The organism is Nocardia sp. NPDC056064 (assembly GCF_042266925.1).
Taxonomy (GTDB): domain Bacteria; phylum Actinomycetota; class Actinomycetes; order Mycobacteriales; family Mycobacteriaceae; genus Nocardia.
Genome location: NZ_JBHJWO010000001.1, coordinates 1,970,328 through 1,983,358 on the forward strand (window position 1 = coordinate 1,970,328; position 13,031 = coordinate 1,983,358).

Here is a 13,031-nt window from a genome sequence, read left to right on the forward strand (position 1 = left end):
CTCGGCCCCGGCCGACCCGTGGCGGGCGAGAATCGGGGTGTGCCAGAGAAAGCAGCGCTCACCTACCCCGATGTCGGCGCCACCCGGACCACGCTCCCCGCGGGCTATCACCGGTTTAGTCATCGCCGCCCGATCGGTCACGGCCGTGCCTTGTTCGAGCGGGCGGCCGCGCACATCCTCGACTTCGGGATGCAAAAGGGTGTCGGCATCTTCCAGGGGGCCGAGACATACACCGCCGAACAAGACACCGACCTGACGGTCTTCCTGGGGATCGGGCCGATCGGGATCGTGGCGCCGTGCCGGGTGGTCTACGTGCTCGACGAACCCGACCGTCGCGGATTCGCCTACGGCACGCTGCCCGGGCATCCCGAGATCGGCGAGGAACTGTTCGCCGTCGAATACGACCCGGCCGACGACACCGTCTACGGCCTGGTCACCGCCTTCTCGCGGCCGGGTGCCTGGTATGTGCGCCTGGGCGGACCGATCGTCCGGCTGATCCAGCGCTGGTTCGCCGGCCGGTACCTGCGCACCCTGCCGACCGGCGAATGAGGCAGGCGCTCAGAGGAATCCGGCGAGCGTGTCGGCTTCGGCGGTGAGCTGGTCACGCCGGTCCGCCGCACCGAGGCGGTCGTATTCGACGGCGGCATCGCGTCTTTCGCCGATCTCCCGGCGCACGATCCGCTCGATGTCGTCGTCGGTGAGTTCCCGGCGGGGAGCCTCGGCGGCGCCCAACCCGACCGCACTGTCCTCCAGCGCACCGGCTTTCACCGCACCGGCATCGACAGCCTCGGCATTGTCGATCGCGGCCAGGACCGATCGCAGCGCCGAGACGGCACCGCGATCACGCGCCTTCATCGCGGGTTTCAGTCCCGCACGGAGCCGCTCACGCAGCGAACCCGCGGGCTGATCGATCGATCCGGACGTCACGGTCGCCGAGCCTAGTTGTCACCGCCGAGGTGGTCGACCGGGTTTCCCACGCGGTGTGGGCGTGCCGCACCGCCGCCGGTCGGCGAGAGCAGATCGCGCAACAGAGCGAGCAGCCGCGTCAGTTTCCGGCGGAACCGACGGCGAGTCACCGGCGGCTTCGGCTTCGGCTTCGGCTTCGGCTTCGGCTTCGGCTTCGGCTTCGGGCGGTACGAAGACGGACCGTTCGGGTCCGTGAGCAAGCCGGATGACCGCCGCTGGATGCTGATGTCGCGGGGGTGACGGGCTGATCGCTGGGGCTCGGGGTGATCAGTCGGTGAGTTCGGTGATCACTACGCCGAGGATGCCGATGAGGGCGACCGTGGCGACGGTGAGGGCCGTGACGGCGACGAGCCGGTGGCCGCGGGCCGTGTGCCCGTGGTGCAGGGCTTGGCCGCGCAACCAGCCGAACCAGCTGAGGAGAAGAGCCGCGGCGGCGGCGACCAGCGGGAGGAGAATTGTCGGCCAGCCGTCGCGGGTCGCCTCGTGGGCGAACAGCAGCGCGCATCCGGCCGCACCGAGCGCGGTGCGCCGCCAGGCCAGGGCCGTGCGCTCCTGTGCCAGGGTCGGCGCCGTCATGACAGCAGCACCGCCAGGCAGGCCAGTGCCGCGACCAGCGCGACGCCGACCGACAGCACCGGCACCAGGATCGTGCCCGGCAAGGGCCGACCGGCACGCATGGCGACCGTGACCCGCTGCCAGTGCCGGTAGGCACCGAGCGCCACCGCGAAGGCCATGACCAGGCAGCTCACCGCGATCACCCCACCGAATCCCGCCAGTCGCAACGGCTGGACGAGCGTGTGGACGGCGACACCACCGGCGAGCAGCCCGAGCGCTGTCCGCACCCAGGCCAGAAAGGTGCGTTCGTTCGCCAGTGTGAACCGATAGTCGACGTCGTCCTCACCGTCATCGGATTCGCCCGCGACCTCGGGCAACACCATCACCACCACCTCCGGACCCCATCTTGCCGGGCTCCGCGGGCCCACGCCGCCAACCAGGCCGTGGCCGAACCCGATCGCCACCGCACAGCGCGCCCTCCCGCAGCCTCGAGCAGCAGCTGCCCGAGCAGGAAGGTCGTGAAGGAGCGGCAGGTCGCGACCGCCTCGTCGTCGTCGAAGCCGTAGGACAGCATCGCGTCGAGGAACGCCTCCATCGATCGCAGGTGGCCCAGCGGTGCCCGCGTGCCTCTGCCGTCGCACTCCCCCGCGCCGACCGGTCACGAGATCCACGTCGGCGAACTCCGCAATGCCCTGGCCGATCGCTCACCCGCTTGCCATACCCCCGACCTATAAGCGTCGGGCAGAAGGCCCGTGCCCGCGGTGAGAGCCCGGGGGTCCGGTGGGATCCGGACGACACAGTGAGCCTGCCCGCTCCGCCGCCGATCGAATTCGACGCGGTCACCCTCGGTTTCGACGACACCGATCCTCGACCCGGTCCGGGGGCGCAGGCAGTGGAGCGGAAGGGTCAGGCGCGGGGGTGGGCCTGGTCGTGGACTTGTTTGAGGCGTTCGACGGAGACGTGGGTGTAGAGCTGGGTGGTGGCCATGCTGGCGTGGCCCAGCAGTTCCTGGACGACGCGGAGGTCGGCGCCGCCCTCGAGCAGGTGGGTGGCGGCGGTGTGCCGCAGGCCGTGGGGGCCCAGGTCGGGGGCGCCGGGGATGGCCGCGACGACATCGTGGACGACGGTGCGGGCCTGGCGCTGGTCGAGGCGGCGACCGCGCCGGCCGAGCAGTAGCGCGCGTCCCGATCGGTCGTCGGCCAGTGACGGGCGCCCGGCGCGGAGCCAGGTGTCCAGTGCGGTGTCGGCCGGGGTGCCGAACGGCACGGATCGCTCTTTGTTCCCTTTGCCGAGGACCCGGACGAGCCGGCGTTCACGGTCGATGTCCTCGATGTCCAGCCCGCACAGCTCGCTGACCCGGATCCCGGTGGCGTACAGCAACTCCACGATGAGCCGGTCCCGCAAAGCCATCGGATCCTGTTGCGCTGCCCCGGATTCCGCCGCTTCCATCGCCTCCACGGCCTGTCCACGCCCCAGCACTGCGGGCAGCACCCGATGTGCCTTCGGCGCTTGCAACCGCAGCCCGGGGTCGATGTCCAGCCGACCCGTTTCGGTCAGCCACGCCGTGAAGGTCCGTGCCGCCGAGGCGCGCCGGGACAGTGTCGTCCGGGCCGCACCGCCCGCGGCGAGTTCGGCCAGCCACGACCGCAGCAAAGCCAGATCCAGCTCGCGCACCGCCGAATCCACCGACCGCGCGTACAGGTGCTCTAGCAGTGACCGCACATCTCCGACATAGGCCCGGACCGTGTGTGCCGACCGATTCCGTCCCAACCGCAGATGCCGCCCGAACTCCGTCACCAACGCGTCCAGATCCTCGGGCAACACATCCATCCCCCCACCGTCACCCTTCCCCCTCCCCGGCGCAACCCACCACGCCGACCGCCGACTCCCGGTCACACCGAGGGAAATCCGTCCTCCAGATAGACCGCCGCGCCAGCACGCCGAGCTCGAACAGCGGCGTCCACCCGGCGAGCGAGCACTCCCGGCAGTCGCTCCGCCACCGCGCGCTCATCGCACCACGCCCAGCTCCGCAATTCCGCTTCGGGGAGGGTGATACCCGCCGCCTGATCAGCATCGAGCACCCCGCCGTCATAGACGAACATCACGCCGTCCCCGGGACCGAGCCCCGGCGGAACCCAGTCGACCACCAGCAGACGGCCGATCGGCACACGCAGAGCCAGTTCCTCCTCGATCTCCCGAACAGCCGCCGCGCGCGGAGCTTCATTCGCTTCGACCAAATCGGCGGTTGCAACGAGTTCGGAACCCAGGGTGCACAACGGTATCCGCCCGATCCGTTGCCACGTGTCACCGAATCAGGCCGCGCTGATCTCATGTCTTGCGTTCGGTGGCGGTACGGAACCAGCCGTCGGAGTCGCAGCCGACCAGGTCGGCGAGTTCGAGGCCGACGAGGACGGCACGGACGGTGGCCAGGTCCAGACCGGATTGGAGGGCGAGGTCGCGGGGAAGGCGGGAGCCGACGGCGGGAATGGCGGCGTAGACCTCGGCCTCGGCACCGCGCAGGTGAGCGGCGGGGTCCACGGCGTGATCGCCGACGGGCAGACGCAGGGGGCCCGCTTCGTCGATGACGTCCTCGGCCCGGGTGACCAGCAGGGCTTCTCCTTCCCGGATCATGCGGTGGCAGCCCACCGACGCGGCCGAACCGACGGGGCCGGGTACGGCCATGGCGGGGCGGCCCAGGCGGCGGGCCCACTTGACGGTGTTGCGGGCCCCGCTGCGCAGTCCTGCCTCGACGACCAGCACGCCGTCACCCAGAGTGGCGATGAGCCGGTTGCGGGCCAAGAAGCGATGCTTCTGGGCGCTGGTGCCCGGCGGGTATTCGCTCAGGACCAGTCCCGTGTCGGCGATGGCGGCGATCAGACGGTCGTGCTGGGCGGGATACGGGCGGTCGACACCGCAGGCGAGGACCGCGACGGTCGCACCACCGACCGCCAGGGCGGCGCGGTGGGCGGCGGCGTCGATCCCGAAGGCGGCGCCGGACACGATCGTCCAGCCCCGGCACGCCAGGTCCGACGAGATCTCGTTGGCCACCTGCACCCCGTACCCGGTGCTGCATCGCGAACCGACCACGGCGACAGCACGTTCGGAGGCTGCCTGTAGCGACAGCGGGCCCCTCGCCCACAGCACCAGCGGAACTGCCCCGTCGCGATCACGTTCGGTATCGAGCTGGTTCAGCCCGAGCATGCGCCAACCGGGCCATTCGGGATCGTCCGGAGTGATGACACGGCCACCGAGCCGCATCATGGTCTCGAGATCCGCTGTAGCCATGTCGATCTCGCGCCGCGCGGCCACCGGCCCCCGCAGCGCGTCGGGCAGCTCGTACTCCCGCACCGCGCGCGCCGCCTCCCGCACCCCCACCGAGCCGATCAGTGCCGACAGCGGCGCACACGGCCCCTGGACCACCCGTGACAGATACACCCACGCGAGCCTGGCCTCCTCCACGTCTCCCGCACTCCGCACCACCCCGCTCACAGCGCACCCCGCCATCGACGCCCTGTTCCCTCGCAGACGACCACCACCAGGCACCCCCACCGAGAGAGACCGAACCCCGACAACACATTCCACGAGTGACAGACGACGGCGGTACTGCGGCCGGAGCCTCCCCGCAACCCCGAGGAGAGCCTGCTGTGCAGACCCCGCACCGCCATGAGCCGAGTCCCAGAAGCACATCCGATCGGCACACTCGGTGGTAGCGAAGACAAAGCGCCGCGACTGCGCCGCGTGCGAGGAAGCCCGGACCCTGCGCAGCACAGTCCGTTTCGTCCTGGCCACACGCGGGGCGATGACCCGGGTCCCGACGACACCGCCCTCACTGCGCACCGCGCTGCCGGAAGTTCAACGACGACAACACGTCCTGGACCGACGGCACCTCGCCCCCGCGCAAGTCGCACACCGTCCACGCCACGCGGATGGCGCGGTCGGCGCCACGCGCCGACATCCGGCCCAGACGCAGGGCTGTTTCGATCGGGGCGATGGATTCGCGGGGTAGGCGGAAGCGCTGGCGCAGGATGTGGCCGGGGACTTCGGCATTGGTGGTCCAGCCTTCCTCGCTCCAGCGGTCCAGGGCGCGGGCTCGGGCGGCGGCGACCCTGGCCGCGACCGTCGCGCTGGTCTCGGTGTTCTGGTCGCCGAAGGTCGCGCCGGCCTGACCGTGCATCTGGACCCAGATATCGATGCGGTCCAGCAGTGGACCCGATAGTTTGCCCAGGTAGCGGCGGCGTGCCAGCGGAGCGCAGATGCAGTCGACATCGCGGGCGGGGGCGCAGGGGCACGGGTTGGCGGCCAGGACGAGCTGGAAGCGGGCCGGGTAGCGGGCGACGCCGTCGCGGCGGGCGATGCGGACCTCGCCCTCCTCGAGCGGGGTGCGCAGGGCTTCGAGGACCTTGGTGCCGATTTCGGCGCATTCGTCGAGGAACAGCACGCCACGGTGTGCGCGGCTGACCGCGCCCGGCCTGGCCATGCCGGAACCACCACCGATCATGGCGGTCACCGACGTGGAGTGGTGCGGGGCGACGAACGGGGCCAGCGTCAGCAGCGGTTGTTCGGCCGAGAGCGAGCCCGCCATCGAATGGATCGCGGTGACCTCCAGCGACTCCGCCTCCGACAGCGGCGGCAGCAGGCTGGGAAGCCGTTGCGCCAACATGGTTTTGCCGATGCCGGGCGGACCGGTGAGCAGCAGGTGGTGTCCACCCGCGGCGGCCACCTCGAGTGCCCAGCGTGCCTCGTCCTGACCGACCACATCGCTGAGATCACCGCACGGCACCTGCGCTCCGGGCACCGTGCCGTCCGGTTCCAGCAGTTGCCCTTCACCACGCAGCCAGGCGACCACCGTCCGCAGGCTCCGCGCGCCGAGTACCTCGATCCCTTCGACCAGACCGGCCTCGGCCACCGCCTCCGCGGGCACCACCACGGTGGGCACGCCGGCGTTGCGGGCCGCGATCACCGCGGGCAACACCCCACGCACACGCCGCACCCGGCCGTCCAGCGCCAGTTCGCCGAGCAGGACGGTCTTGACCAGCCGCTCCCCCGGGACCGCCCCGGACGCGTCGAGCACCGAGACGGCCAGAGCGAGGTCGTAGACGCTGCCCACTTTCGGCAGCGTCGCCGGGGACAGCGCCAGGATGACCCGCCCGTCCGGCCATTTCTCGCCGGTGTTGGCGACCGCCGAGCGCACGCGGTTGCGCGACTCCTGCAACGCCGTGTCGGGCAGGCCGACCAGATTCACCGACGGCAACCCCTGGCCGATATCGGCCTCGATCTCCACGATCTGCCCGTCGACCCCGGTGACCGCCACCGACAGCGCCCGTCCGAGCGCCATCAGAACGCCGCCGTCAGATGGTCGATGACCGGTGTGCTGCCGCGCGGCAGCAGCACCGAGACCACGTCGAACCGGATCCGCCGCCACGGGCCTTCCTGCTCGGCCAGCCACAGCAGGGCCAGCCGCCGGATCCGCTGCTGTTTGCTGAAGGTGACCGACTCGGCCGGAGTGCCGAACCCCAGCCCCGACCGCGTCTTAACCTCGACGAACGCGGTCACCGACGGGTCCTGGACGATCAGGTCCAGTTCCCCGTACCGGCACCGCCAGTTGCGCGCGATGATCTCCATGCCGGCCTCACGCAGATACTGCGCCGCCAGCTTCTCCCCGTATGCGCCGAGCGCCTGTTTGCTTCCCACCCCGCCGACGATGCCGCGCCACCGCGGCCGCGCCGCCGGGCCGACCTGGGGAAACAGAAAACCTGTGGAGAACTTTCCGCCTGTGGACTACTCCGGCAGACGCAGGTCGGGCTTCTCCAGTTCCTCGATGTTCACGTCCTTGAACGTGATCACCCGGACGTGCTTGACGAAGCGGGCGGGGCGGTACATGTCCCAAACCCAGGCATCGCTCATCCGCACTTCGAAGTAGACCTCGCCGTCGGCGTTCTGCGGCCGTAGCTCGACGGAATTGGCCAGGTAGAAGCGGCGTTCGGTCTCCACCACGTACGAGAACTGGCCGACGATGTCCTTGTACTCGCGGTACAACGACAGCTCCATCTCGGTTTCGTACTTCTCGAGATCCTCAGCACTCATCGGGTGGGACGTCCTCCTGCTAGCAGCGCCGCGTACATTGACTCACATCATCGCGCATGGGCCGCGCGGGTAGCCACTCGGCTACCGCCCGGCACGTCGAGCTCGCGCACATTGCGCCAGGACCGGCGGTGTTCGGTACTCGGTCCGAGCTGCCGCAGAGCGGCGGTGTGTTCGGGCGTGTTGTAGCCCTTGTGGGCGGCGAAACCGTAGCCGGGCAGCTGCCCGTCGAGCTCCACCATCATCCGGTCCCTGGTGACCTTGGCCAGGATGCTCGCCGCCGCGATACAGGCCGCCGTGCCGTCGCCACCGATGACCGGCAGCGACGGCGCGGGCAGGCCGGGGACCTTGAAGCCGTCGGTGAGGATGTAGCCCGGGGTGTGCCCGAGCCCGGCCACGGCCCGGCGCATGCCCTCGATATTGGCGACGTGGATGCCGATCGAGTCGATCTCCCACGCCGGGACCACCACCACGCTCCAGGCCAGCGCCAGGCGCTGCACCACCGGGAACAGCTCCTCACGGGCCGCCTCGGTGAGTTTCTTGGAGTCGTCGAGCCCGGACAGCTTGTCGTAGGCCTTGGGCGCCAGCAGGCACGCGGCGATGACCAGCGGTCCCGCACACGGCCCGCGCCCCGCTTCGTCGACGCCGGCCACCGGCCCGAGGCCGCTGCGGATGAGCGCCGCCTCCAGCGTGCGCAGGCCGCCCGCGCGGCGCATCACCACCCGCGGCGGCCAGCCGGTCCGATCCTGCCCCACAGTTCGATTGTCCTCGTCGTCTCAGTTTTCCTGCGCGTTCTGCGTGCGCACCGGGCCGATCCGGCTCGGCGGCCAGATCTTGAACACGGTCTTGCCGCGCACATTGTCCACCGGCACCGTGCCCTGTAGATCGTCGCTGACATGGGCGCGCGAATCGGCCGATTCGTTGCGGTTGTCGCCCATCACCCACAGGTGCCCCTCGGGGACCTTCACCGGCCCGAACACCCGCCCCGCCGGGTAGACGGCGTTGGGGCGGTCGGTGTACCAGGGATAGTCCTTCTTGATGTAGGGCTCGTCGAGGGGTTTGCCGTCGACCATCACCCTGCCCTGCGGGTCGCAACACTGCACCGTCTGCCCGCCGACCGCGATGACCCGCTTGACCAGGTCGTTCTCGTCGGGCGGGACCAGCCCGAAGTAGGACAGGAAGTTCTGCACGCCGCGGACCACGGCATTGTCGGAGCGGATGGACTTGTAGTGCCCGTTCCACGACGGCGGGCCGACGAACACGACGACATCGCCGGGTCCGGGCTCGGAGCCGTAGTAGCTGATCTTCTGCACGTAGATGCGGTCGCCGATCAGCAGCGTGTTCTCCATCGACTGCGACGGGATCACGTAGGGCCGCCCGACGAAGGTGACCATCAGCGCGGCGATCACCGCCGCGATCACGATCAGTATCGGCAGTTCCTGCCAGAACGGGCGTTGCTTCTTGTCGCCGCGTTTGCTCCTGCGCCGTCCGCCTTCGTCACCCGAATCGGACACCGACCCACTTTCGTCTGCCACGCCGAACAGAGTAGCCCGGCGCCCCGACCGAAGTCGGAGCGCCGGGCTACTCGAAATTTCCGGGCTCCCAAGAGCTACCGCAAGATCAGCGCTTTTCCTTGATCTTGGCGGCCTTGCCGCGCAGATCGCGCAGGTAGTACAGCTTGGCGCGACGCACGTCACCGCGGGTCACGACATCGATGTGGTCGATGTTGGGGCTGTGCACGGGGAAGGTGCGCTCGACACCGACACCGAAGGACACCTTGCGGACCGTGAAGGTCTCGCCGATGCCGCCGCCCTGACGCCGGATCACGACGCCCTTGAAGACCTGGATGCGCTCCTTCGAGCCTTCGATGACCTTCACGTGCACGTTCAGGGTGTCGCCCGGACGGAAGTCGGGGACATCGCTGCGCAGCGACTTCTCGTCGACGAAATCAAGGGTGTTCATTTTCCACCTTTTCGGATTCTTCGCGCGAACAGAGGAACCTGGCGGCACTGACGTGCGCGACCGGTTCGTGCTCAGTACAGGAGTGCTCTCGGACATGACTCGCCCAAGGCAACCGGTTCATTGTGCCAGACCAGGCGGCCGCCGCCGAAATCGGGCGGCGTGGCTCACTCGCTCGCGGCGTGCTCACCGGGCTTGTCGGCACGGCGGCGCGGCAGATGCGGGTGTGGCGGCGGGGCGGGCGGTGCCGGGACCACCTTGCGGCTCAGCTCGGCTTCGGCGGCGGTGCGCGCGTGCTCGATGTCGGGTTTACCGGCGATCAGGTCCTGGATGAAGATCTTCGCGCGGATGACCGGGCGGCGGTAGCGGCGTTCCCTGGCGACGGCCCGGTTCATCGTCTTGGGCCGGTTGCCGTAGCGCCAGCGGGCCCACGGCGCGCCGGGTCTGCTCAGCCGGATGGCGCCGACCAGCAGCAGCGGTGCGAAGAACATGCCGAACAGGCCGGTCCAGATCTTGCCCTTGGCGATCACCACCGCGGCCAGGAGCAGATTGAACAGCAGCGATATCGCCAGGCCGGTGCGCACCCACAGGCCGCGTGACTGCCGGAAGTCGTCGTAGTCGAGGAAGGTGTCCGGCTGCACGCCCAGCAGCAGCAGGCCGGTCACCGCGACCGCGACGAAGACCGCGTCGACCGAGGTGCGGCCCTGTTCGGACCAGTAGACGTCGCGCAGGTAGAAGATCAGCGCGAACTCGTCGAGGACCAGCGCGGCGCCGATGCCGAACAGGGCGGCGAGCACGCTGGAGGTGACCTGGGTGGAGTCCTCGGCGGTCGCGATCAGGCCGATACCCGACAGCAGCACGGTGATCACACCGAACACCACGTGGTGGATGTGGGTGTCACCGGCTTTGACGTTGCCCGGCCACCAGCGCACCTGGGCCCGGATCAGCCGCACGCTGATCCGGATGACCACGAAGCCGAGGATGAAACCCAGCAGGAAGCAGAGCAGGGGCAGGCGGCCGTGCGCGATCACGTCGTCTTCGAGCCACCGTCGCATGCCGCCCGCCCTGTCGTCGTGTTACTGACCGAACCCCGCTCGCCGCAGGGCGTCGGCCATCGAGCCGCTCGGCGCCGCCGCGGGCTTGCGCTGGTTGCCGCCGCGACCCTGGCTCTGGCCACGGCCCTGTGCCTGCCCGCGGTCACCGCCCTGGCCGCGACCGCCGCCCTGGGGACGGCCCTGGCCACGGTTCTGGCCGCGCGGTGTGCCGCCATTCCGATTGTCCCCCTGCGCGGGCTTGCCGGGCTCGTCATCGAGGCGCAGTGTCAAACCGATGCGCTGGCGGGCGACGTCGACCTCGAGGACCTTCACCTTGACCACGTCGCCGGATTTGACCACCTCGCGCGGGTCCTTGACGAAGGAGTGCGACAGCGCCGAGACGTGCACGAGCCCGTCCTGGTGCACGCCCACGTCGACGAACGCGCCGAAGGCCGCCACATTGGTGACCACGCCCTCGAGCACCATGCCCGGCTTCAGGTCGGCCACCTTCTCGATGCCCGCCGCGAACTCGGCGGTCTTGAACTCCGGGCGCGGGTCGCGGCCGGGCTTCTCCAGTTCGGCGATGATGTCGCTGACGGTGGGCACACCGAACTTCTCGTCGGTGAACTCGGCCGGTTTCAGCGCGCGCAGGGTGCCGGTGTTGCCGATGATCTCGGCGATCGGGCGGCCGGTGGTCTCGAGGATGCGGCGCACGACCGGGTAGGCCTCGGGGTGCACGGCGGAGGTGTCGAGGGGGTCTTCGCCGCCGCGGATGCGCAGGAAGCCCGCGCACTGTTCGAAGGCCTTGGGGCCGAGGCGGGGTACCTCGAGCAGCGCGGTGCGGCTGCGGAAGGGACCGTTCTGATCACGGTGGGCGACGATGCTCTCCGCGACCGACCCGGACACGCCCGACACCCGGGAGAGCAGCGGCACCGAGGCGGTGTTCACGTCGACACCGACCGCGTTCACCGCGTCCTCGACGACCGCGCCCAGCGAGCGGGCCAGCAGCGTCTCGGACACGTCGTGCTGGTACTGGCCGACGCCGATCGACTTGGGGTCGATCTTGACCAGTTCGGCCAGGGGGTCCTGGAGACGGCGGGCGATGGAGACCGCGCCGCGCAGCGAGACGTCCATGTCGGGCAGTTCGGCCGAGGCGTAGGCCGAGGCCGAGTACACCGAGGCGCCCGCCTCCGAGACCACGATCTTGGTGGGCTTGTTCTCGGGGATGCGGGAGATGAGTTCGGTGGCCAGGGCGTCGGTCTCGCGCGAGGCGGTGCCGTTGCCGATGGCGATGAGCTCCACGCCGAAGCGGGCCACCAGGGCGGCCAGCACGGCCAGGGACTTCTCGGTCTGCCCCTGCGGCTTGTGCGGATAGATGACCTCGGTCGCGACGGCCTTGCCGGTGGCGTCGACGACGGCGACCTTCACACCGGTGCGGTAGCCGGGGTCAAGGCCCATGGTGGTGCGGGTGCCCGCGGGGGCGGCCAGCAGCAGATCGCGCAGGTTGGCGGCGAACACGTCGACCGCGTCCTTCTCCGCGGCCTGACGAAGCCGCATCCTGGTGTCGATCCCCAGGCTGACCTGCAGCTTCGTACGCCAGGCCCAGCGCACCGTGTCGAGCAGCCAGGAATCGGCCGGGCGGCCCTGGTCGGCGATGCCGAAGGCGACCGCGATGCGGCCCTCGTAGATCGTGCGTTCGCCGGGCGCGGGCTCCTCGGTGTCGGGTTCGAGGTGCAGGGTGAGCACCTCTTCCTTCTCGCCGCGCAGCAGCGCCAGGATGCGATGCGAGGGCAGCTTGTGGAACGGCTCGCTGAACTCGAAGTAGTCGGCGAACTTGGCGCCCGCCTCCTCCTTGCCCGCGCGCACCGTCGAGCTGACCTGACCGCGGTTCCACATGAGTTCGCGCAGTTCACCGACGAGGTCGGCGTCTTCGGCGAAGCGCTCCACCAGGATCGCGCGGGCGCCATCGAGCTGTTCGGCGGTGTAGCCGGCGGGGTCGGTGGTGGGGTCGCCGATCAGCGCGTCGGCGACGGGCTCGTGGCCTGCCTCGCGGGCGATCTGGGCCTTGGTGCGGCGCTTGGGCTTGTAGGGCAGGTAGATGTCTTCGAGGCGGGCTTTGGTCTCGGCGAGCATGATCTGGGTGTGCAGGGCCGGGTCGAGTTTGCCCTGGCCCCGGATGGATTCGATGATCGCGCCGCGGCGCTCGTCGAGTTCGCGCAGATAGCCGAGACGTTCGTCGAGCTGACGCAACTGGGCGTCGTCGAGGCCGCCGGTGACCTCCTTGCGGTAGCGCGCGATGAACGGAACCGTCGAACCGCCGTCGAGCAGTTCGACGGCGGCGCGGACCTGGGTCTCGCGCACCCCCAGTTCGTCCGCGATCCGCCTGCCCACGCTGGCCAGGGTGGTCGTGCTTTCAGTCTCGGGCGCTGTCGTCAC

The 13,031-nt window shown here is 70.0% G+C and carries 15 protein-coding genes and 1 pseudogene; 1 reads left to right on the forward strand and 15 read right to left on the reverse strand.

What is annotated here, in order from left to right:
• The first annotated feature begins 39 nt into the window (after nucleotides 1-39).
• Nucleotides 40-549: a DUF1990 family protein gene (locus ACFC06_RS09040; protein ID WP_375929239.1), complete on the forward strand. Its 510-nt coding sequence runs from the start codon at nucleotides 40-42 to the stop codon at nucleotides 547-549.
• Between the two features lie 9 nt (nucleotides 550-558).
• Here ACFC06_RS09040 and ACFC06_RS09045 read toward each other — a convergent pair whose 3' ends face one another.
• The 15 genes and pseudogenes from ACFC06_RS09045 to ACFC06_RS09115 form a co-directional block, all read right to left on the reverse strand.
• Nucleotides 559-927 carry a GatB/YqeY domain-containing protein gene (locus ACFC06_RS09045; RefSeq protein WP_375929240.1) on the reverse strand — a complete coding sequence of 123 codons (369 nt, stop codon included), beginning with the start codon at nucleotides 925-927 and terminating at the stop codon, nucleotides 559-561.
• A 306-nt stretch (nucleotides 928-1,233) separates the two neighbouring features.
• Nucleotides 1,234-1,542 carry a DUF202 domain-containing protein gene (locus tag ACFC06_RS09050; protein ID WP_375929241.1) on the reverse strand — a complete coding sequence of 103 codons (309 nt, stop codon included), beginning with the start codon at nucleotides 1,540-1,542 and terminating at the stop codon, nucleotides 1,234-1,236.
• Nucleotides 1,539-1,904 carry a YidH family protein gene (locus ACFC06_RS09055; protein WP_375929242.1) on the reverse strand — a complete coding sequence of 122 codons (366 nt, stop codon included), beginning with the start codon at nucleotides 1,902-1,904 and terminating at the stop codon, nucleotides 1,539-1,541. The genes ACFC06_RS09050 and ACFC06_RS09055 overlap by 4 nt, the downstream gene beginning before the upstream one ends.
• Nucleotides 1,905-2,008: 104 nt before the next feature.
• Nucleotides 2,009-2,143: pseudogene (locus ACFC06_RS09060) on the reverse strand (TetR/AcrR family transcriptional regulator); the annotation flags it as partial.
• A 284-nt stretch (nucleotides 2,144-2,427) separates the two neighbouring features.
• Nucleotides 2,428-3,351 carry a tyrosine recombinase XerC gene (locus tag ACFC06_RS09065; protein WP_375929243.1) on the reverse strand — a complete coding sequence of 308 codons (924 nt, stop codon included), beginning with the start codon at nucleotides 3,349-3,351 and terminating at the stop codon, nucleotides 2,428-2,430.
• Nucleotides 3,352-3,413: 62 nt separating this feature from the next.
• Nucleotides 3,414-3,797: an NUDIX domain-containing protein gene (locus ACFC06_RS09070; protein ID WP_375929244.1), complete on the reverse strand. Its 384-nt coding sequence runs from the start codon at nucleotides 3,795-3,797 to the stop codon at nucleotides 3,414-3,416.
• Between the two features lie 52 nt (nucleotides 3,798-3,849).
• Nucleotides 3,850-5,025 (reverse strand): DNA-processing protein DprA, encoded by a 1,176-nt coding sequence (gene dprA / locus ACFC06_RS09075; protein WP_375929245.1) that lies wholly within the window; start codon nucleotides 5,023-5,025, stop codon nucleotides 3,850-3,852.
• A 322-nt stretch (nucleotides 5,026-5,347) separates the two neighbouring features.
• A complete protein-coding gene (locus ACFC06_RS09080) occupies nucleotides 5,348-6,856 on the reverse strand; it encodes a YifB family Mg chelatase-like AAA ATPase (protein ID WP_375929246.1) in 1,509 nt (502 codons plus the stop codon).
• Nucleotides 6,856-7,212, reverse strand: a complete 357-nt coding sequence (locus ACFC06_RS09085) for a YraN family protein (RefSeq protein WP_375929247.1) — start codon at nucleotides 7,210-7,212, stop codon at nucleotides 6,856-6,858. Before ACFC06_RS09085 ends, ACFC06_RS09080 begins: the two co-directional genes overlap by 1 nt.
• Before the next feature lie 87 nt (nucleotides 7,213-7,299).
• Nucleotides 7,300-7,605, reverse strand: a complete 306-nt coding sequence (locus tag ACFC06_RS09090; protein ID WP_011210678.1) for a DUF2469 domain-containing protein — start codon at nucleotides 7,603-7,605, stop codon at nucleotides 7,300-7,302.
• 47 nt (nucleotides 7,606-7,652) lie between these two features.
• Complete coding sequence (locus ACFC06_RS09095) at nucleotides 7,653-8,357, reverse strand: ribonuclease HII (protein ID WP_375929248.1); 705 nt, start codon at nucleotides 8,355-8,357, stop codon at nucleotides 7,653-7,655.
• Between the two features lie 21 nt (nucleotides 8,358-8,378).
• Entirely contained in the window at nucleotides 8,379-9,146 is a 768-nt protein-coding gene (gene lepB, locus ACFC06_RS09100; RefSeq protein ID WP_375935339.1) for a signal peptidase I, read from the reverse strand.
• A 76-nt stretch (nucleotides 9,147-9,222) separates the two neighbouring features.
• A complete protein-coding gene (gene rplS, locus ACFC06_RS09105; protein WP_019048201.1) occupies nucleotides 9,223-9,564 on the reverse strand; it encodes a 50S ribosomal protein L19 in 342 nt (113 codons plus the stop codon).
• A gap of 164 nt (nucleotides 9,565-9,728) precedes the next feature.
• Nucleotides 9,729-10,616 (reverse strand): hypothetical protein, encoded by an 888-nt coding sequence (locus ACFC06_RS09110; RefSeq protein WP_375929249.1) that lies wholly within the window; start codon nucleotides 10,614-10,616, stop codon nucleotides 9,729-9,731.
• A gap of 21 nt (nucleotides 10,617-10,637) precedes the next feature.
• On the reverse strand, nucleotides 10,638-13,031 hold the full coding sequence (locus tag ACFC06_RS09115) for a Tex family protein (protein ID WP_375929250.1): 2,394 nt from the start codon (nucleotides 13,029-13,031) through the stop codon (nucleotides 10,638-10,640).

Excerpts from the sequence above, each read along its gene's own strand:
- ACFC06_RS09050 (WP_375929241.1), bottom strand. The coding sequence starts at position 1,542 with ATGACGGCGCCGACCCTGGCACAGGAGCGCACGGCCCTGGCCTGGCGG.
- ACFC06_RS09055 (WP_375929242.1), bottom strand. The coding sequence starts at position 1,904 with ATGGTGTTGCCCGAGGTCGCGGGCGAATCCGATGACGGTGAGGACGAC.
- ACFC06_RS09065 (WP_375929243.1), bottom strand. The coding sequence starts at position 3,351 with ATGGATGTGTTGCCCGAGGATCTGGACGCGTTGGTGACGGAGTTCGGG.
- dprA (WP_375929245.1), bottom strand. The coding sequence starts at position 5,025 with ATGGCGGGGTGCGCTGTGAGCGGGGTGGTGCGGAGTGCGGGAGACGTG.
- ACFC06_RS09080 (WP_375929246.1), bottom strand. The coding sequence starts at position 6,856 with ATGGCGCTCGGACGGGCGCTGTCGGTGGCGGTCACCGGGGTCGACGGG.
- ACFC06_RS09090 (WP_011210678.1), bottom strand. The coding sequence starts at position 7,605 with ATGAGTGCTGAGGATCTCGAGAAGTACGAAACCGAGATGGAGCTGTCG.
- rplS (WP_019048201.1), bottom strand. The coding sequence starts at position 9,564 with ATGAACACCCTTGATTTCGTCGACGAGAAGTCGCTGCGCAGCGATGTC.
- ACFC06_RS09110 (WP_375929249.1), bottom strand. The coding sequence starts at position 10,616 with ATGCGACGGTGGCTCGAAGACGACGTGATCGCGCACGGCCGCCTGCCC.